This window comes from Enterococcus sp. C102(2024) (assembly GCF_040888205.1).
Taxonomy (GTDB): domain Bacteria; phylum Bacillota; class Bacilli; order Lactobacillales; family Enterococcaceae; genus Enterococcus; species Enterococcus faecalis.
In genome coordinates this window covers 490,570-507,890 of record NZ_JBFOHH010000001.1, presented here as the reverse complement: position 1 = coordinate 507,890, position 17,321 = coordinate 490,570, and the positions used below count along the sequence as shown (strand labels likewise).

Annotated in this window: 18 protein-coding genes; 1 reads left to right on the top strand and 17 read right to left on the bottom strand. The window is 38.3% G+C overall.

All coding sequences use genetic code 11. The features are described 5' to 3' along the window. Nucleotides 1–2: 2 nt before the first annotated feature. The 7 genes from aroF to AB3I34_RS02485 all read right to left on the bottom strand — a co-directional run bounded on the left by aroF (nt 3) and on the right by AB3I34_RS02485 (nt 5,677). The gene (gene aroF / locus AB3I34_RS02515; protein WP_010712454.1) at nt 3–1,028 is read right to left on the bottom strand and encodes a 3-deoxy-7-phosphoheptulonate synthase; all 1,026 of its coding nucleotides are present in this window, start codon (nt 1,026–1,028) and stop codon (nt 3–5) included. A 36-nt stretch (nt 1,029–1,064) separates the two neighbouring features. Beyond that, entirely contained in the window at nt 1,065–1,931 is an 867-nt protein-coding gene (gene aroE / locus AB3I34_RS02510; protein WP_010712453.1) for a shikimate dehydrogenase, read from the bottom strand. 487 nt (nt 1,932–2,418) lie between these two features. Then, nucleotides 2,419–2,874, bottom strand: a complete 456-nt coding sequence (locus AB3I34_RS02505; RefSeq protein WP_002357586.1) for a hypothetical protein — start codon at nt 2,872–2,874, stop codon at nt 2,419–2,421. 89 nt (nt 2,875–2,963) lie between these two features. After that, nucleotides 2,964–3,338: a thioesterase family protein gene (locus AB3I34_RS02500; RefSeq protein ID WP_002398291.1), complete on the bottom strand. Its 375-nt coding sequence runs from the start codon at nt 3,336–3,338 to the stop codon at nt 2,964–2,966. Beyond that, nucleotides 3,338–4,558, bottom strand: a complete 1,221-nt coding sequence (locus tag AB3I34_RS02495) for a CCA tRNA nucleotidyltransferase (protein ID WP_025189378.1) — start codon at nt 4,556–4,558, stop codon at nt 3,338–3,340. Before AB3I34_RS02495 ends, AB3I34_RS02500 begins: the two co-directional genes overlap by 1 nt. Beyond that, on the bottom strand, nt 4,555–5,334 hold the full coding sequence (dapB, locus tag AB3I34_RS02490; protein WP_010712451.1) for a 4-hydroxy-tetrahydrodipicolinate reductase: 780 nt from the start codon (nt 5,332–5,334) through the stop codon (nt 4,555–4,557). Before dapB ends, AB3I34_RS02495 begins: the two co-directional genes overlap by 4 nt. Further along, on the bottom strand, nt 5,327–5,677 hold the full coding sequence (locus tag AB3I34_RS02485) for a nucleotide pyrophosphohydrolase (protein WP_002363944.1): 351 nt from the start codon (nt 5,675–5,677) through the stop codon (nt 5,327–5,329). The genes dapB and AB3I34_RS02485 overlap by 8 nt, the downstream gene beginning before the upstream one ends. A gap of 123 nt (nt 5,678–5,800) precedes the next feature. On the opposite strand from AB3I34_RS02485, the gene AB3I34_RS02480 reads away from it, so the two are divergent. Further along, nucleotides 5,801–6,685, top strand: coding sequence for a YitT family protein (locus AB3I34_RS02480; protein WP_002357595.1), 885 nt, complete (start codon nt 5,801–5,803; stop codon nt 6,683–6,685). Between the two features lie 37 nt (nt 6,686–6,722). Here AB3I34_RS02480 and AB3I34_RS02475 read toward each other — a convergent pair whose 3' ends face one another. The 10 genes from AB3I34_RS02475 to AB3I34_RS02430 form a co-directional block, all read right to left on the bottom strand. Beyond that, nucleotides 6,723–7,262 (bottom strand): ReoY family proteolytic degradation factor, encoded by a 540-nt coding sequence (locus AB3I34_RS02475; protein ID WP_002361802.1) that lies wholly within the window; start codon nt 7,260–7,262, stop codon nt 6,723–6,725. A gap of 9 nt (nt 7,263–7,271) precedes the next feature. After that, a complete protein-coding gene (locus tag AB3I34_RS02470; RefSeq protein ID WP_002377424.1) occupies nt 7,272–8,528 on the bottom strand; it encodes a lipopolysaccharide assembly protein LapB in 1,257 nt (418 codons plus the stop codon). 9 nt (nt 8,529–8,537) lie between these two features. After that, the gene (locus AB3I34_RS02465; protein ID WP_002377426.1) at nt 8,538–9,578 is read right to left on the bottom strand and encodes a hypothetical protein; all 1,041 of its coding nucleotides are present in this window, start codon (nt 9,576–9,578) and stop codon (nt 8,538–8,540) included. A 306-nt stretch (nt 9,579–9,884) separates the two neighbouring features. Continuing rightward, nucleotides 9,885–10,160 (bottom strand): HU family DNA-binding protein, encoded by a 276-nt coding sequence (locus AB3I34_RS02460; RefSeq protein WP_002357604.1) that lies wholly within the window; start codon nt 10,158–10,160, stop codon nt 9,885–9,887. Nucleotides 10,161–10,407: 247 nt separating this feature from the next. Next, complete coding sequence (gene der / locus AB3I34_RS02455) at nt 10,408–11,718, bottom strand: ribosome biogenesis GTPase Der (protein ID WP_002357608.1); 1,311 nt, start codon at nt 11,716–11,718, stop codon at nt 10,408–10,410. A gap of 173 nt (nt 11,719–11,891) precedes the next feature. Further along, nucleotides 11,892–13,103 (bottom strand): 30S ribosomal protein S1, encoded by a 1,212-nt coding sequence (gene rpsA, locus AB3I34_RS02450; protein WP_002360341.1) that lies wholly within the window; start codon nt 13,101–13,103, stop codon nt 11,892–11,894. Between the two features lie 113 nt (nt 13,104–13,216). Then, nucleotides 13,217–13,897 carry a (d)CMP kinase gene (cmk, locus tag AB3I34_RS02445; protein ID WP_002357612.1) on the bottom strand — a complete coding sequence of 227 codons (681 nt, stop codon included), beginning with the start codon at nt 13,895–13,897 and terminating at the stop codon, nt 13,217–13,219. A gap of 235 nt (nt 13,898–14,132) precedes the next feature. Then, complete coding sequence (locus AB3I34_RS02440) at nt 14,133–14,762, bottom strand: LysM domain-containing protein (protein WP_002369411.1); 630 nt, start codon at nt 14,760–14,762, stop codon at nt 14,133–14,135. A gap of 75 nt (nt 14,763–14,837) precedes the next feature. After that, entirely contained in the window at nt 14,838–16,280 is a 1,443-nt protein-coding gene (locus AB3I34_RS02435; protein WP_025189377.1) for an ATP-dependent DNA helicase RecQ, read from the bottom strand. After that, on the bottom strand, nt 16,281–17,315 hold the full coding sequence (locus AB3I34_RS02430; RefSeq protein ID WP_010712448.1) for a helix-turn-helix domain-containing protein: 1,035 nt from the start codon (nt 17,313–17,315) through the stop codon (nt 16,281–16,283). It lies immediately after the preceding gene. Nucleotides 17,316–17,321 lie beyond the last annotated feature (6 nt).

Here is a 17,321-nt window from a genome sequence, read left to right as displayed (position 1 = left end):
TACTAATCTTCTAAAGCATTAATTTCTTTCATTGCTTTTTCGATGATATGAACTTCTTTCATCATACGTAGGTAAGTTTTTTCATTCAAGGATTGTGGCCCATCTGACCACGCATTCGCTGGATCTGGGTGAATTTCTACAATCAAGCCATCCGCACCTGAAGCAACACCTGCTCGGGCCATTGGCGGTACTAAATCCCATATACCAACACCATGACTCGGATCAACAATAATTGGAAAATGACTTAATTTTTTAATTAAAGGTACCGCACTTAAATCAAGTGTATTGCGCGTAGCAGTTTCGTACGTACGAATCCCACGTTCAATGAAGATCACATTGAAATTCCCTTGCGCAGCAATGTATTCAGCTGCGTTTAGCCATTCATCAATCGTACCAGCAATCCCGCGTTTTAAGCCGATAGGTTTTCCAGTTTTACCAACCGCTTGTAATAACTTGAAATTTTGCATGTTGCGCGCACCGATTTGTAAAATGTCACTGTATTTTGCGACAAGTTCCAAATTCGCTTCATCCATCACTTCTGTAATGACTTGCATATCTAATTCATCAGCCGCTTGGCGAATGTATTTTAGTCCTTCTTCTTCTAGTCCTTGGAAAGCGTATGGCGACGTTCTAGGTTTGAATGCACCACCTCGTAAAATTGTTGCACCGCCAGCTTTAGCAATTCGCGCACATTCACGAATCTGATCTAAACTTTCGATTGAACAAGGGCCCGCCATCATGGTCAGACTGCCGTCACCGATTTTAACACCGTTCACATCAACCACTGTATTCTCTGGATGAAATAAACGACTCGTTAGTTTGTAAGACAACGAAATGCGAACACTTTTTTCCACGCCTTCTAATGCTGTTAACTCTGCTTCAACTAATTTTTCTGTATCGCCAATCAAGCCTATCACTGTTTTTCCATTATCTTGACTTGTTTGAGTAGTTAAGCCTGCACCTGTTACTAAATCAATGACTTGTTTCATTTGCTTTTCGGTTGCATTTTCTTTCATAATTACGATCATTATATTCTCTCCTCATGCCTTTAAACGGCGCTCTTTTTATCTATTTTCAAATTTACGTTTTACGACTGATACAGGCATTTTTTGTCCTGTCCATTGTTCAAAAGCAGCAGCTCCTTGATAAAGTAGCATGTCCAAGCCGTTGCTTGTTTCTGCACCACGTAAACGGGCTTCTTTTAATAACTGTGTTTCTCTGGGATTATAAATAGCATCATACACAAATAACTTCGGTTGAATCATTGCATAATTTTCTATAGGACTACTATGCGCATGTGGATGCATACCCACACTCGTTGCATTAACTAACAAGACGCTTTCAGCAACATCTTTTGCTAGTTTTTCAGTATCCGCTAAATCATTTAAATGGATTACACAGTTGGTTCGTTCAGTGAAATTTGCCAGTTTTTTTTGACTGTCGTTAAAGCCCGCGCTTTTCCTGTTGTAAACGGCGATTTCTTTCACGCCATCTAAAGCAGCTTGGGCAATGATTGATAAGGCTGCACCACCTGTTCCTAAGATGGTCATTTTATTCTGAAAAACGTCAACCTTTTTCTCTTTCAAACTCCACATAAAACCAGTACCATCCGTGCTGTCTCCGTAAAGTTTTCCATCTTTGTTGACAATCGTATTAATTGCGCCAACCAGTTGAGCGGTAGGACTTAGTTCATCCATATAACTTACAGCCGCCACTTTATTGGGCATTGATAAGTTGGCCCCTAACATGTGAAACGTTCGAATCGCTTCAATTGCTTGTGGCAGTGTCTCTTGTCCAACGTCAAACGCCAGATACCGAGCATCAACTCCTAAATTTTGAAATGCTGTATTATGAATCAACGGTGAAATACTGTGTCGGCTGGGTTTCGCGAATAGCCCAGCTAAACGAGTAGATCCAGTTATTTCTTTCATCCTGTGTGCTCCTTTACGAAATTTTTTTAGTAAGTTTCTGAAATCCTAATTTTTGGCCAAACAAAAAGGATATTCACAGTAAATTTTAAGAAAAATCTACAGTGAATACCCTACAAAAAAGCAATATAAAAGCCACTATAGATTTTCTTAAATCTACATGGCTGAAAGTCATCTTAAATTTCCCTAGCCATTATAGATACAAACGTTTGTTGTCTGTACCCATAATGTTATGAATACAAACCTATCTAAAATAGCTAAAGTAAAAGTTATTCAGTTGTGTATGGTTTTTCTTCGTTGTTGTCATAAGAATCACTCCAAAACTGATTTAATTAAGAATTGTTAACAGTATACCGCTAGAAAAAACATGTGTCAACACTTATTCGCTTATTTTTTCGACTATTCCATTAAAACCAATGTTATTTTATTCGCCAAAAGACTAAAAAAGCCACAGGAACCAGTCATTTCACTGATTCCTGTGGGGCAAAAATTATTTTAATTCTTCAGCGTATACATCGTCAACTGTTTGTGTTGGGTCGATAACAATGTATAAGTTTTTAGTTTTTTCGCTGACTTTTGTAGATTGATAGATGTTATCCAAGCCCTCATCTGTTTTATCTTTGTAAGGGAAATAAACTAAATCTGGTGTGCCATTTTTGTAAAGAATTTCCATACGTTCGATATCTTCATATTTTAAAGCACGAGAGAACATCCCTAATTCTAAGCCACCTAAGTTAATATCGTGGGTTTGAACATGATCTCCTTCTTGGAAAATTTCAATTTTGAACCCTTCACATGGATGAATTTCAACAAATTCACTACCATGGATACGGCCAAAACTTGTTGTAATATGTTTGATCCATAAATCACCAATAAAACGACGATCAATCGTCCAAGTTTCACCATTTCTGAAATAAAATTTAAGTCCTGTCATTTCTCTAGCCATAGCACAAATCTCCTTACTTAAAAATAATTTCTTACATTATTAGTTTACCATACTTTTGATAAACGGTCACAAACTTTCGCTGTAGATTCTTAATCTTTTGTTATTCTTTTTAAAAAAGAATCAATCTCAACTACTGCACGTTGGTGAGAACCTTTGGCAATTTGTCGTTCTCCTTCATAAGCAACAAATTCATAGCGTATTTTGTGTGCAGTCTGTTCAATGCTGGTCATCGTAACAACGATTGTCGCCCCTACCGCGGATGGATATAAGTGGCGCAATTCTAACACCGTTCCGACAGTCGTTTCCCCAACTGATAATTGCTCCTTCACAGCTTCTTTGGCTGTTTGTTCAACCATGGCAGCTAAAGCAGGGGTTCCTAAAACTTCTAAGTCACCAGAACCGAGCATTTTAGCCGTTTGTGATTCTTTCACCAAAAATTCTTTTGTAAACATTTCTGTTGGCATTATGCTTTCTCTCCTTTTGAACGTTGTTTTTTGGCAAACGAAAGCAGAACTTCTTGTTTATTCTCTAAGCTACCTTCAACAACGTGTTGCTCGATTTCAGCAATCAGTTCCCCTAACCATTTGCCTGGTGTTTCTTCTAAGACGGCTAAAAGGTCTTTTCCTGTTATGGCCAATTCATGTCTTTGGTGGATGGGTAATGCCTTAACTAACTCTTTTGTTACTTGTACTTGACTCTCTTGTTGGTAATAATATAAAAGCCTTTCAACAAGTACTGCTGATTCTTCGCCTAATTCATAAAGCATCATTGGCTGCCAGTCGTTACTCAAGCGAAAACGCAAACCGCGTACTAATTGTGAAACGTTTTGGATTAATTGATTTGAAAGTTTCCAAGCCTTTAAGAAGGAGCGAATTTCTGCTTCTGGTAAATTCAATGATTGGATAAGTAACGTCCACGCTTCTGCTTCTGTTTCAATTTGACGAGCAGGCAAGTCCATTAAACGAAAAAGTCCAGCCCCTTGTTCTCGTAATTTTGGACAGTATTGATAGCATTCTGTTTCAATAAACGGAGCTAAGCCACCTTGTCGATTAACCCCTAAAAGCATTTTTACAAATTCAATTGTAATGCGTTCTACTGAAATTTTTTCCAATAAAGGATGAAATTCAGCGATAGCGGCTAAGGTTTTTTCTTCAATTTTAAAATCTAGTTGGCTAGCAAAGCGTAAGCCCCGCATCATCCGCAGAGCATCTTCATGAAACCGCTCATGGGGATTACCGACTGCACGAATGGTTTGACTAGTTAAATCTTCGATACCATCAAATAAATCAATGATTTCGCCTGTGCTGTCAAGCGCCAAGGCATTAATCGTAAAATCTCGCCGTTTTAAGTCTTCTTTCAAGGAGCGAACAAAGGTGACTTCATCTGGTCGACGAAAGTCTTGATAAGTTGACTCGGTACGAAAGGTTGTTACTTCATACTGTTGGTCTTCCATCAATACAAGAACTGTACCATGTTCGATGCCCACATCAACGGTTCGTTTAAAAATTTGCTTAATTTCTTCTGGATACGCACTTGTCGCAATATCGACGTCATGGATTGGTTTATTTAATAAAGCATCACGGACACTGCCCCCGACAAAATACGCTTCAAAGCCCTGTGCATTGATTTCACGAATAACGGGAGCGGCTTCTTTAAATTCGTTTGGAATAGTTGTCAATTTCATAGCATCTGTTCCAATCCGTAAAGTAGTTCTGTTCTCTGTACCACTTGCCGACAAGCTAACGCCACTCCTGTCATGAATGAACGTCGATCATAAGAATCATGCCGAATAGTGAGCCCTTCACCTACACTGCCAAATTGGACTTGTTGGTGTGCCACTAAACCAGGTAAGCGGACACTATGGATTCGCAGACCCTCGTAATCAGCCCCGCGTGCCCCTGGTATTGATTCTACCTCTTGCGGATTCCCTTGTTTTTTTGCTGGCCGAACTTCTTGAATCATTTCTGCAGTTTTTATAGCCGTTCCACTTGGTGCATCCAATTTGTTATCATGATGTAATTCAATGATTTCCACATCCGGAAAATACTGTGCCGCTTTTTGGGCAAATTGCATCATTAAAACTGCCCCAATTGCAAAGTTTGGCGCAATTAAGCCGCCGATGGCTTTTTCTCGAGATAGGTTTGTCAATTCGTTGATTTGTTCCTCCGTAAAGCCTGTCGTCCCAACAACAGGCGCCATACCGTGTTCCAACGCAAAACGCGTATTTGGATAGGCGGCTTCAGGAACCGTAAAATCAATCCAAACATCTGGTTTGACAGCTAGGACTTCTTCTAAGTGCTGAAAAACGGGAATTGCGGTTTCATCATCGAAAAAAACAGTTTCTTGTGCTTCATGAGGATCATACACACCTACTAATTCAAAGTCTGCGGTTTCTAAGACCATTTGGGTAGCAGTACTGCCCATCCGTCCTTTAAACCCAGCGACAATTATTTTAATCATGTGTTTTCCCATCCTTTCTTTCAAAGCGATAGCGATCCCGCTTGTTAAATTTGGCCATATTTTCTTCAAAAACTTCGGTTAAATCAATCTCTAAAGAATTTGCCATGCTAATCAATACAAAAAAGACATCTCCAAGTTCCTCTGATACTGTCTTTGGTTTTTCGTCTGCTTTTTTCTGTTTTTCACCATAATAATGATTGACTTCACGGGCTAATTCTCCGACCTCTTCCGTCAAACGAGCCATTTGTCCTAATGGTGAAAAATAGCCTGTTTTAAACTGTTGAATATAATCATCAACTTCTGTTTGCATCGATTGCAAACTACGTTGTTCTGATTCTGACATTTTACCCCAACCTTTCTTACTCTACCTCCTACATCTTATCAAAAACTTGGCTATCTGGAAAGGTTCTACTTGTTGTTTTATATAGAGAATGATACAGTTTATACTGTAAAAGGACGTGATTAAATGGAAGAACAAAGATTTTATTTTAAAGATGTGTTATTTATTGTATTAGGAAGCTGTATCTATGCCTTTGGTTTGGTTACTTTCAATATTGCCAATGACCTGGCCGAAGGTGGTGTCACGGGGATTACTTTGATTTTAAGAGCCTTATTTCATTTTAACCCAGCATATACGACATTATTAATCAATATTCCGCTCTTATTAATTGGTGGTAAAATTTTAGGCAAACGTTCCCTCTATTATACGCTAATTGGCACCGTGTCGTTATCGGTATTTTTGTGGTTTTGGCAAAAATTTCCTGTTGAAATTAATTTAGATCATGATTTATTGATTGCTGCTCTCTTAGCTGGTTTGGCCGCAGGATTCGGTAGTGGCCTTGTTTACCGCGTAGGCGGAACCACTGGTGGGACCGACGTCATTGCCCGCATTTTCGAAAAATACTTTGGGATTAGCATGGGCCGCTCGTTGTTACTTTTTGATGTTGCAGTCTTACTCCTCTCGTTGACCTATATAGATGTCAAACGAATGATGTATACTTTAATTGTGTCCTTTGTTTTCAGTCGTGTTGTCGATTCTGTACTCGACGGAGCCTATGCTGCGAAAGGAATTTTAATTGTTTCCAATCATTCCGAAGAAATCGGTCAAAGTTTAATGGCTTCTTTAGAACGTGGGGTAACATATTTAAATGGTGAAGGTGCTTATTCACAAGTGGAAAAACGGGTTCTCTACACGGTAGTCAGCCCTCGAGAAATAATGGAAGTCAAACGGATTGCTAATGAAATAGATGAAAAAGCCTTTGTGTCCATCATTAACGTACATGAAGCAATTGGCGAAGGCTTTACTTATGCAAAACCCAGCAAACAACGGCGCTTTAAATTAAAACAATAAATAAAACCCAGCATTTATTGAAAATGCTGGGTTTTATTTATTGTTGTTTCAAACGATTTAATTCATCGGATAATTCTAAAAATGCTTCTTTGTTGCCTGTTTCTAAAGCATCATCAATTTGAGCTTTAATTAATGCCATTCGTTGCGTTTGTTCTTCTTGCTTAAAGTATTGATCAATCGCTCTGGCAACTTCCTGATCCACTTGTTCATTCCATGGCGCAAACGGATTATCTTCTAAAACAGATAAATACTGGCTCGTTTGCCAAGCCTCTGGAAATACACATTCTAAATAAAGAGCTTTCCGCCAATTCATCCGAATCTCATGAAAAATTTGTTCCGGATCTGTAAATTCTTGTGCTTGGATAAAAAGCAATAACGGCTCCTTACCTAAACCATCCGCTACCACACGAATCCCCCGATCGGTTTTCTCTACGTTCTCAACAAAATGAACATTATTTAAAATCGCATCGTGCGTTAATAAGTAATTTAAAATCCACAGTACTTCTCTTCTTCCAAAAGGCACGGTATTCACTAACCAAGTTAAAAATTTTTTCTTTTCTGATAAACTAACAAACATCGTCGTTTCCTATCTTTCTTCCATATCTGCTAGCACAGATTGCATGTCGACATCACCAGGTTCATGTTCCAAATAATGGTGCAACAAGTGTTTTGCTTTTTCAAGTTCGCCTTCTTCTCGTAAGAACAATGCGTATTCTTTTAGAAATTCTGGTTCGTGAGACAATTCTTGCGCTGCTTGTTCATAATGAACTTTAGCGACGGCAAAGTCTTCTAATTCGTTGTATGCTTTTGCTAAGTTCCATTCAGCATAAGGATGATCCGTTTCCTCTAAATCATTTAAGATAGTAATTACTTCCTCAAAACGCTCTTCCGTGATGTAGAGATTACTTAAGGTCAAACGACTTTCATCTGTTTTCTCACCTAATTCCAAAGCTTTTAACAACCAGTTTTCAGCACCAGCAATATCGTGTAAGCGATAGGCATTTTCAGAGGCAAATTGGTATAACTCTACTTGGAAGGGATTTTCCGCAATTCCTTCTTCGATCACCGCTTTTGCTTCCTCTAATTGCTCTTCTTCTTGGAGCGCTTCCGCTAAATATAGATAAAGTGATTGATAATGTGGGTTTAGTGTTTTTAATTGCTGGAACAACGCAATGGCTTTTTGATTCTCATGTAACTGTAAATAAGTGAAAGCTAATTGGAATAAACGATCATCTGTTTGTTCTTCTTTGACCGCGGCTTCCAAATAAGGAACTGCTTCTTCAAAATCACCTAACATGCTGTAACTACTTCCTAAGCGTTCATTCAAGGAAATAGCAGAGATTTGCGCTGTCCCGCTTTCTACAATGCTTTGATAACGAGTGATAGCCTCGACAAATTGACCATTTGTAAAATATAGTTCTCCCAAAGCAAATTGAATTAACGGCTCTTCTGGCATAAGATTGGCTGCTTCTTTTAATTTCGCTTCACTGACTTCTGGAATCCCTAAAACTTGGTACAAATCCGCAGTAACTAAGAGACTTTGGACATAACTGTCACTAGTTTCTGGAATTTTTTCTAAATAGATGAATGCGTCATCTATTTCATTATTTTCAATGGCGATTTCTGCTAATGGAATGTTTAAGCCATCTGCATCGGGAAATTGTTCCAACAATTGTTGGAAAATTTGTTTGGCTTCTTCTAGAAAACCTAAAGATAATAACGTTTCCCCTAAATCAGCTAAGGTATTTTCATCATCTTTCTTTAATGCTTCTTCAAACATCAACTGTGCTTCTGCTAAATTTTCAGCTTGTAATGCTTGAACCATTTTTTCACTATATGACATAATTTCCCCTCAAATCTCTTTTAAAATTTCTTGGTATCTTTCAATCGTTGTTAACAGTTGATCGGGCGTTGGCTTTAAAGCTACTCCTAGTTGACCGATTTTTTCCAACACCATAGGAGGACCTAGTGTTTCTGTGTGAGCCAAGACTTGTTCTGCGTAATCAGCACTTAAAATTTCTTTTGGAAACGCCACCGGAAAACCTAAGCGAATAAACCAAACGATAAAATTTTTAAATTGAAAGTCAAAGTGATTGACTTGCTGGCTCCATAAAACTTGTAACAATAATCCCAATAATCGTTTCATAGGACCTGATAACAAATGGCCATTTTCGGTTGTAGCAAAGGCCGCTTCAAAAACTCGTCCAAATTGATCCACTTTTTCCCCTGCTTGTTCATAAAAGGATAACAACTCGTCTAAAATACCATTAAATGACGTTTGATTCAACCGTTTTTTATCTGGATACGTTTGGTATAGCATTTGTAAATAAGCATAATCACAGACAAGACCCGCTCGAATAAAAACGAGCAAATCAATTAAAGGAGCGGCACCTTTTTTATTGGTCAAGGTACTATCAAACAAAATTTCTTCTGAATGATTTTCTATATGCATAGTTGCATGCTGTACTTGCTGAATTGTGACACTTGGTAAAAGTCCTTGGCGTAATGCTTGAACAGACACAGGCATCAGCCAACATTTGGAGGAACACTTACTTACTTGATGCAAAAATGCGGTTAATTGTAGTACCCCTTCATTACCCAAACCAATCAATAAAACATCCTGATTTTCTGGCCAATCAGCTAAGAAACGTAACACACTTTCTAATTCTGATAAGTCATTGCAATGAACATCATTGCGACAAATATACCAGTTTAATCCCAACTGTTCCCCAAAGGCATAATTAATCTTCTCCGAAAAAAGATCATAGTAACGCTGATTCGCCAAAACAACGATTGACTCCGTCGTTACTGGTCGTTTTTTTAGGACAGAAGCAAATGTTTCTCCATAAATAATAGCGACCTTGTTTTCCCCTCTAGAATAGTTGTATTTCATTGATTCACCACCTTAAGACTGTTTCCTCTTCCTTCACCCCAAGTCTAGCATAACCACTAAAAAACAGCTACTGGCAACAACTTATTTTTGTCCTTCATTCATAAATCTTTCTCTTTTTATCAAAAAAGCAAGGAGCGAGTGTCGAACCGTTCCCGCTTGATTCTCGGAGCGAAGCACGTTTTTCTCACCCAAGGTTCGTTACAATTTAGCCTTTTAGCGTGCTGTTTCGACCACCTCTTAAAATAACATTTTTTATGTATGATTCAAAAAAGAACCCTTGGAAACCAAGGGTTCTAATTGTCTGTCTTATTTCACTGCATCTTTCAATGCTTTACCTGGTTTGAATGCAGGTACTTTGCTTGCAGCGATTTGAATTTCTTGTCCAGTTTGTGGGTTACGTCCTTTACGAGCTGCGCGTTCGCGAACTTCAAAGTTACCAAAACCGATTAATTGAACTTTTTCACCTTTAGCAAGAGTTTCTTGAATTGTTGAAAAGACAGCGTCTACTGCTGCAGTAGCATCTTTTTTAGTTAAACCAGTTGAAGATGCAACGTTTTCGATTAATTCTGCTTTATTTGCCATGGATCATTTCACCTCCTCTATAAGAGATACGATGTTTTTACACACCTAAAGTTCCGTCTATTTTTGAGTGGTCCAAAAACAGACAGCAAATATTGATCTGGTTCAATATTCTGTTAACAAGATAGCATAAGAAAGTTGTAATAGCAAGGTTTTTAGTGTATTTTAACCAGTTTTTTCAAAAAATAATCATTTTTTCTCAAAGTTGATAAATTTATTTGAATATCTAAAAAAAGTATGGTAGAATGCACTATTTTCGGCGTCGCGGAATGATTTTAATCGGTGTACCCTCAAACGTAAATGCTTTTCTGATTTGATTTTCTAAAAACCGGGCATAAGAAAAGTGCATTAGTTCTTCTTCGTTGACAAAAATAACAAATGTAGGTGGTTTGACTGCCACTTGTGTTGCATAAAAAATCTTCAAACGTTTTCCTTTATCGGTTGGTGTCGGATTAATTGCTACAGCATCCATTACAACGTCATTTAACAACGCTGAAGGAATCCGTAAGTTTTGATTCATACTTACTGTTTCAATTAGTTCAGGCAGTTTGTTTAAACGTTGTTTGGTTAATGCAGACACAAAAATAATAGGTGCATAATCTAAATATTGGAATTCATCACGAATTTCCGCTTCAAAATCACGCATTGTATTTGTATCTTTTTTGACTGTATCCCATTTGTTGACCACGATAATAATACCACGACCTGCTTCATGGGCATAGCCCGCCACACGCTTGTCTTGCTCACGAATACCTTCTTCTGCATTCAAGACCATTAAAACAATGTCTGAGCGTTCAATGGCCCGCATTGCGCGCATGACGCTATATTTTTCAGTTGATTCGTATACTTTCCCACGTTTACGCATACCAGCAGTATCAATCATTAAGAACTTTTGACCTTCTTCAGATTCAAAATACGTATCGATTGCGTCTCGCGTTGTTCCTTCAATATCTGAAACAATCACACGATCTTCACCAAGAATAGCATTAATCAATGATGATTTACCGACATTTGGACGCCCGATTAAACTAAATTTAATTGTATCTTCGTCCTCTTCTTCTGAAGTGTTAGGAAAATGTTTAACTGCTTCGTCTAACACATCGCCAATGCCTAAACCATGACTACCAGAAACTGGAAAAGGATCCCCTAGTCCTAAAGCATAAAATTCATAAATATCATTACGCATTTCAGGATTGTCAACTTTATTAACAGCTAAGATCACTGGTTTATTACTACGATATAAAATTTTTGCTACTAACTCATCTGCATCAGTAATTCCTTCACGGCCACTAGCAACAAAGATAATCACATCTGCTTCATCAATCGCAATTTCTGCTTGGTGTTTGATTTGGTCCATAAATGGTTCGTCACCTAAATCAATCCCACCTGTATCAATAATACTAAATTCACGCCCTAACCATTCTCCAGTTGTATAAATACGGTCGCGTGTTACGCCAGGAGTATCTTCTACAATCGAGATACGCTCACCGGCAATGCGGTTAAAAATAGTCGATTTACCGACATTCGGTCTACCGACAATCGCAATAGTTGGATTTGCCATTTGATTCCCTCCTTGAGAATTTCAATCCTTACTAGTTTACCTAATCAAACCTTAAAGTGCAAGAAAAGTTTTAGTTTCTGCTGATTTTCTAACCAATTCAAGAAAAAATGAGTTTGACATAGCCGATCTGTTTACGGCTATGTCAAACTCATAAATTTCAAGAAAGTAACGTGTTATTCCTCTTCTTTCGCATCAGATAAAGCGTCACCTAAAATATCGCCCATGGTAAAGCCAGTATTTTCTTCAGGCAATTCATATTCCTGTTCTTCTTTTGGTTCTTCTTGAGACTCAGGTTTTGGTTCTAACGCTTTGATACTTAAAGCAATACGATGTTCCTCTGGATTAACTTCTAAAACTTTCACTTGTACTTGATCCCCTTCATGAAGGACTTCATGAGGCGTTGCAATATGCTTGTGAGAAATTTGAGAAATATGCACTAATCCTTCCACACCAGGGAAAACTTCCACAAAGGCACCGAAGCTTGTTAGGCGTTTTACTGTTCCATCTAAAACAGTCCCAGCGGCTGCTTTTGTTTCGATATCTGTCCATGGTCCAGGCAATGTTTCTTTAATAGATAAAGAAATACGTCCTTCTTCTGGATTAATTGAAAGAATTTTTACTTGAACATCTTCGCCAACAGTTAACGCATCACTTGGTTTGCCCACATGCTGATGAGCAATTTCAGAAACATGAACTAAACCATCCACGCCACCTAAATCAATGAATGCGCCGAAATCTGTTAAACGAGCTACTTTCCCTTCAACAACGTCTCCGTCATGTAAAGAAGAAAGTAATTCTTCTTTTTTCGATTCTTTTTCAGCTTCAACAACTGCTTTATGTGAAAGAATTAAGCGGTTTTCTGAAGGTTCGATTTCAATAATTTTAAATGCTAGTGTTTGACCTTTATATTCAGAAAAATCTGCAACAAAATGATCTTCAACCATTGAGGCAGGAACAAATCCGCGAACACCGACATCAACAACCAAACCACCTTTAACAACATTTGTAACAGGTGCTTCGATTACTTTGCCCGCTTGGAAATCTTGTTCAATTTCTTCCCAAACTTTTTTAGCATCTAAACGGCGTTTTGACAGTAAATAACTGCCGTTTTCTTTATCTTTGCCAATTGATGTGATCACAACTAAATCTAACACATCACCGACTTTCACAAGTTCGTGTACATCTTCAACTGGTAAAGTCGATAATTCCTTTGCAGGAACAACGCCTTCAACGCCCGCTCCTTCAATGCCGACAACAACTTGTTTGTCTTCAATGGCTAAAACTTCGCCTTTAACAATATCGCCAACACTGACTTCTTGAACGCTGTTCATTGCATCTTCCATTGTTTCGTTGTTTGCTACTTGTTTGTCTTCAAAATCTGTCATGCCTCTTATCCTCCTATGCCAACAAAAATTCCAAAACTTAGCTATATATACTTACATAGTACGAGATTTTTGTAAAAAAATAAAGCGATTTCTTCTATTTTTCTTAAAATTCTTTAAAAAAGTTCAAAACCTTTTTGTTTAATCACATTTTGTATGGCGGCGACGACTTCTTCAATCGTCAACCCTGTTGTATCGATTTTCACAGCATCACTTGCTTGGACAAGGGGTGATACTTCTCTGGTTGAATCTAAATAATCCCGACGTTCAATTTCCGCCTTCAAGGTTTCAAAATCCGTCTCAATCCCTTTTTCTTGATTTTCTTTAAAACGACGTTCTGCACGTTCTTCAACGCTAGCCACCAGGAATATCTTTACTTCGGCCTTTGGTAAAACTGCAGTACCAATATCTCGACCATCCATGACAACTCCGCCAGCTTGACCAATTTTCTGTTGTAACGCCACCATTTCTTCTCTAACTTTTGCATGTTTTGAAACAGCTGAAACAGCATTCGTTACATCTGGCTGGCGAATCGCTTCGGTCACTTCATGACCGTCGATAAAAACACGTTGGCCATTCTCTGCTTGCTGAAAAGAAATAGTGTGGTTGACACAAAGCGCTACTAATGGTTCTTCCGCTTGAATATCGATTTGATTTTGCAAGGCCAGATACGTAATCGCTCGGTACATGGCACCCGTGTCACAATACACATAATTCAATTGTTTTGCTAAAATTTTTGCAACTGTACTTTTGCCTGACGAAGCTGGTCCGTCAATAGCAATACTGATTTTCCCCATGAAAAAACTCCTTAACTGATATGCATCCTTTAAAATGCGCTTCTTCTTTTATATTAAAATCAGAAGAAAAGAACTTGGATTTAAACTGATGACGAGTTTCTAACGAAAAAGCAATAAGCCGAAATCCCTCGAAAGACGCAAAACATCTTTCGGAAATTTCTGCTTATTGGCATTCTCATGTAATCATTCGTCGCGGTTTAGCCTTGAAAGTGCTGTCCAAACCTCTTTTTCTGGATTATTTAATACGTAATGGTTGTCCTGGATAAAACACAGATGTATCAATCCCAGGATTTAACGCTAAAATTTGTTCTAATGTCATTCCGTTACGTTCGGCAACTTGACGTGCCCCTTCGCCACTTTGAACGGTATCATAAACAGGTTGTTGGTTCTGCGCTTGTTGCTGTTGTTGATTTTGAGCTTCTTGTTGTTGTTGCTGCTCTTGCTGTTGCTGTTGCTGTTGCTGTTGTGCTTGTTGGTCCTGTTGTTGCTGTGCAGCAGCATCTGAACTTGAAGGTGTTGTATTTTCAGCTGGTTGGCTGCTTGCTGGTTCTGAGCTTTCCACTGATTTTGACGTACTTTCTTTTTTCTTCTCTTTTGATGATGATTGGACTAATGAAGAAGATGGCTGGCTATTTTTGCTAGCACTTTCGTTCGGTTTCTTGTCTTGCATCATCCATAAGAAAGTCCCAATTGGAATGGCAATAATTAATAATAGCAAAATAACTAAAACAGTTAGAAATAATGAATTTCCTCGTTGCTGTTGGCGTTTTGCTAAACGAGAACCACCACCATTTTGATCAGGTTCATAAATTGATTGTTCCCATGGCTCACGAGCTTGGTTTTTCTTTTTGTCCTTTTTACTCACTGCTAATTTCCTCCTAAACTTCTCTCGCTTGTTATTATATCATAGCTTTTGCCAACTGCCGACTAAAAAAATGAATTAATCACGTTCTTTAAATAATTTTAGAAATTTAGAACGCCAATCTTCTTCATTTTGATTGCTGGTCTTGTTCGATTTTACTATTGAATCTTGGTAAATGTCAAAGAATAACGCACAATTATCACAACAAGTTTCCGGTGATTGTTTGACAATCGGTTCTTGAAAATAAGTTTGAATCAACGTTCTTCGACAGGTTGTGGTTTCAATATACGTCAGCATCCCTCTTAATTGCGCTTGACGATCTTTTTCTTTCTCCTCTAAACGATGCTCTAGCTCTTCAAAAGAATAATCCTTGGCTAAATAGCCTTGGACCCATTTTTGTTGTAACTCGGTGGCATTTTCTAACAAACCTGCTTGTTCTTCTCCTTCAATCAGCGATTTTAAGGTCGCTCGATTCGCTCTTGTCTCTTCTAAGAAAAACCGATGAATAAATTCATCCCCTTTTTTATATAATAATAGCGCCCAACTTTTTTGACCATCACGTCCAGCTCGCCCGATTTCCTGCAGGTAATTTTCTAAGCTATCAGGCAAATCAAAATGAATCACTCCACGAACATCAGGTTTGTCGATCCCCATCCCAAAAGCATTCGTTGCACAAAGAATATCGATTTGATTATCAATAAATTGTTCTTGCAAGCGACTACGTTCACTAGCCTCCAAGCCCCCATGATAATAGGCTACCTTAAAACTGGTTTTTGCCTGAATAAGTTGACTGATTTGTTCTGTTTTGTTGCGCGTGGCGCAATAGATAATGATTTTACCAGCCGTTTTAGATAAGTAATCTAGTAACACTTCTTCTTTTTCTGACGTTTCCTTCACGAACAAGCCAATATTTTTTCGATTCACTGAAGAAAGAACTTCTTGATAGCTACCATGAGAAAATAATTGTTTTATAATTGCGTGCTGTACAACGGGTGTCGCTGTGGCAGTTAACGCCAAGGTCAAAGGAAAGTCTAACTGTTTTTGGACCAGATCTAATTTACTATATTCAGGGCGAAAATCGACGCCCCACTGATAAACACAATGGGCTTCATCCACCACAAATAATGCAATTTTTTGGCGTTGTAACACACTAAGTACTTCTTGCTGCAAAAGCATTTCTGGGCTTAAAAACAGATAATCGTATTGGAACATTTTCGCTAAAACATAACGCTTTTCTGAATATTGTAACGTACTGTTTAAGGCAACCGCACCTTTAATTCCTTGTCTTTGTAATTGACGCACCTGATCTTCCATTAACGAAAGTAAAGGAGAAACAATTACCGTTAGTCCCTCTAACTTCTGGCCCACAAATTGATAACACAATGATTTACCAGTCCCTGTTGGCAAAACAGCCAATGTATTCATACCGTCAAGTAAGTTTGTAATCACTTCTTTTTGACCAGGCTTAAATGCTGCATAACCAAATCGAGTGAATAATTCTTGTTCTAATGTCAACAACACTCACTCCTTTTCTTGCCAAATTTGTTGGATTTGATATAAGCGGAAATCTAAATAAGAAAGCGTCGCTTCTTGCGCTCGCCAATCCCGATACACCCACAACCGCGGATCTTGTTCTGTTTGAGCCAAGTTTTGGAGCATTGCCTCCTTTTCAAGATAAACAGACGCCTGCAGCTGCCCTTGAATAGCCAACTCTAATAGATGGTCATGAATGGTACTCAGTTTTATTTTTCGCTGCTCAGCAATTTCTTGAAGTGTCTTACCTTCCGTTAACAATCGTTGGGTTTCTTGCATACTTTGGTTTAGATTTTTTTCTAGATACGGCCATACAAGCGTTTGTAAAGCAGGATAATTTCCTCCGTACATTATCAACTGCAGTAAATGATGAACCGCTTGCGTGTGCCACAAACGCTGTTCAAGAGCTGTCTTATGGCTTGTTAATTGCTGAGGAACTTTGCCAGTTTGCTGATAACCAGAAAGTTGCGCAACCAAATAGTCGCTTTCTGCTTCAGGTAGTAACTCAAACCCTCGCAACAGTTCTTCTTTGATTGATTGAACGCGCTGCTCTTTCTTGTCTTGTTGTAACCATCGTTTCAAATATAGTTGCGGAATCGGTGTTGATAAAAGTGGAATATACTGTTTTTCCTCAAATGATAAATATGAAGTCACTTGCACGGTAAATTGAATGAGTTGCCAACTTTCTCGATCACTTCTGCCAAAACGATAAAGATCAATTGCAGGATAATCCAGCAACGAAAAATGGTGCTCCTTTAAAAATAGTTGCCCTTCTTTTGTTAGTTGAATCTCATTTGTCTCTTTGTGATACTGAATTTGTTTCGCCTTCGAAAGTTTTTCAAGAAATTGAAAATAGGCTTGTTCGGAAATCGTTGGCCACCAGCCAATGAATCGTAAACAATCATATAAAAAACCATAAATCAAAACAGAGCTAGTCCGTTTGCCTTTTAAAAGATGATACAAAGTTGATGCACGTACCTTGTATCCGTGAGATAATAACGCTAAAATAAAAGTTGCTTCCATAGTAAA

Coding starts and splice junctions, on each gene's coding strand:
- AB3I34_RS02485 (WP_002363944.1), bottom strand. CDS start 5,677: ATGTCAGAATCAGAACAACGTAGTTTGCAATCGATGCAAACAGAAGTT.
- AB3I34_RS02430 (WP_010712448.1), bottom strand. CDS start 17,315: ATGGAAGCAACTTTTATTTTAGCGTTATTATCTCACGGATACAAGGTA.
- AB3I34_RS02470 (WP_002377424.1), bottom strand. CDS start 8,528: ATGTCATATAGTGAAAAAATGGTTCAAGCATTACAAGCTGAAAATTTA.
- der (WP_002357608.1), bottom strand. CDS start 11,718: ATGGCAAATCCAACTATTGCGATTGTCGGTAGACCGAATGTCGGTAAA.
- aroF (WP_010712454.1), bottom strand. CDS start 1,028: ATGATCGTAATTATGAAAGAAAATGCAACCGAAAAGCAAATGAAACAA.
- AB3I34_RS02500 (WP_002398291.1), bottom strand. CDS start 3,338: ATGCCAACAGAAATGTTTACAAAAGAATTTTTGGTGAAAGAATCACAA.
- AB3I34_RS02505 (WP_002357586.1), bottom strand. CDS start 2,874: ATGGCTAGAGAAATGACAGGACTTAAATTTTATTTCAGAAATGGTGAA.
- AB3I34_RS02495 (WP_025189378.1), bottom strand. CDS start 4,558: ATGAAATTGACAACTATTCCAAACGAATTTAAAGAAGCCGCTCCCGTT.
- AB3I34_RS02460 (WP_002357604.1), bottom strand. CDS start 10,160: ATGGCAAATAAAGCAGAATTAATCGAAAACGTTGCATCTTCAACTGGT.
- rpsA (WP_002360341.1), bottom strand. CDS start 13,103: ATGACAGATTTTGAAGACAAACAAGTAGCAAACAACGAAACAATGGAA.
- AB3I34_RS02480 (WP_002357595.1), top strand. CDS start 5,801: ATGGAAGAACAAAGATTTTATTTTAAAGATGTGTTATTTATTGTATTA.
- aroE (WP_010712453.1), bottom strand. CDS start 1,931: ATGAAAGAAATAACTGGATCTACTCGTTTAGCTGGGCTATTCGCGAAA.
- AB3I34_RS02465 (WP_002377426.1), bottom strand. CDS start 9,578: ATGAAATACAACTATTCTAGAGGGGAAAACAAGGTCGCTATTATTTAT.
- dapB (WP_010712451.1), bottom strand. CDS start 5,334: ATGATTAAAATAATTGTCGCTGGGTTTAAAGGACGGATGGGCAGTACT.
- cmk (WP_002357612.1), bottom strand. CDS start 13,897: ATGGGGAAAATCAGTATTGCTATTGACGGACCAGCTTCGTCAGGCAAA.
- AB3I34_RS02475 (WP_002361802.1), bottom strand. CDS start 7,262: ATGTTTGTTAGTTTATCAGAAAAGAAAAAATTTTTAACTTGGTTAGTG.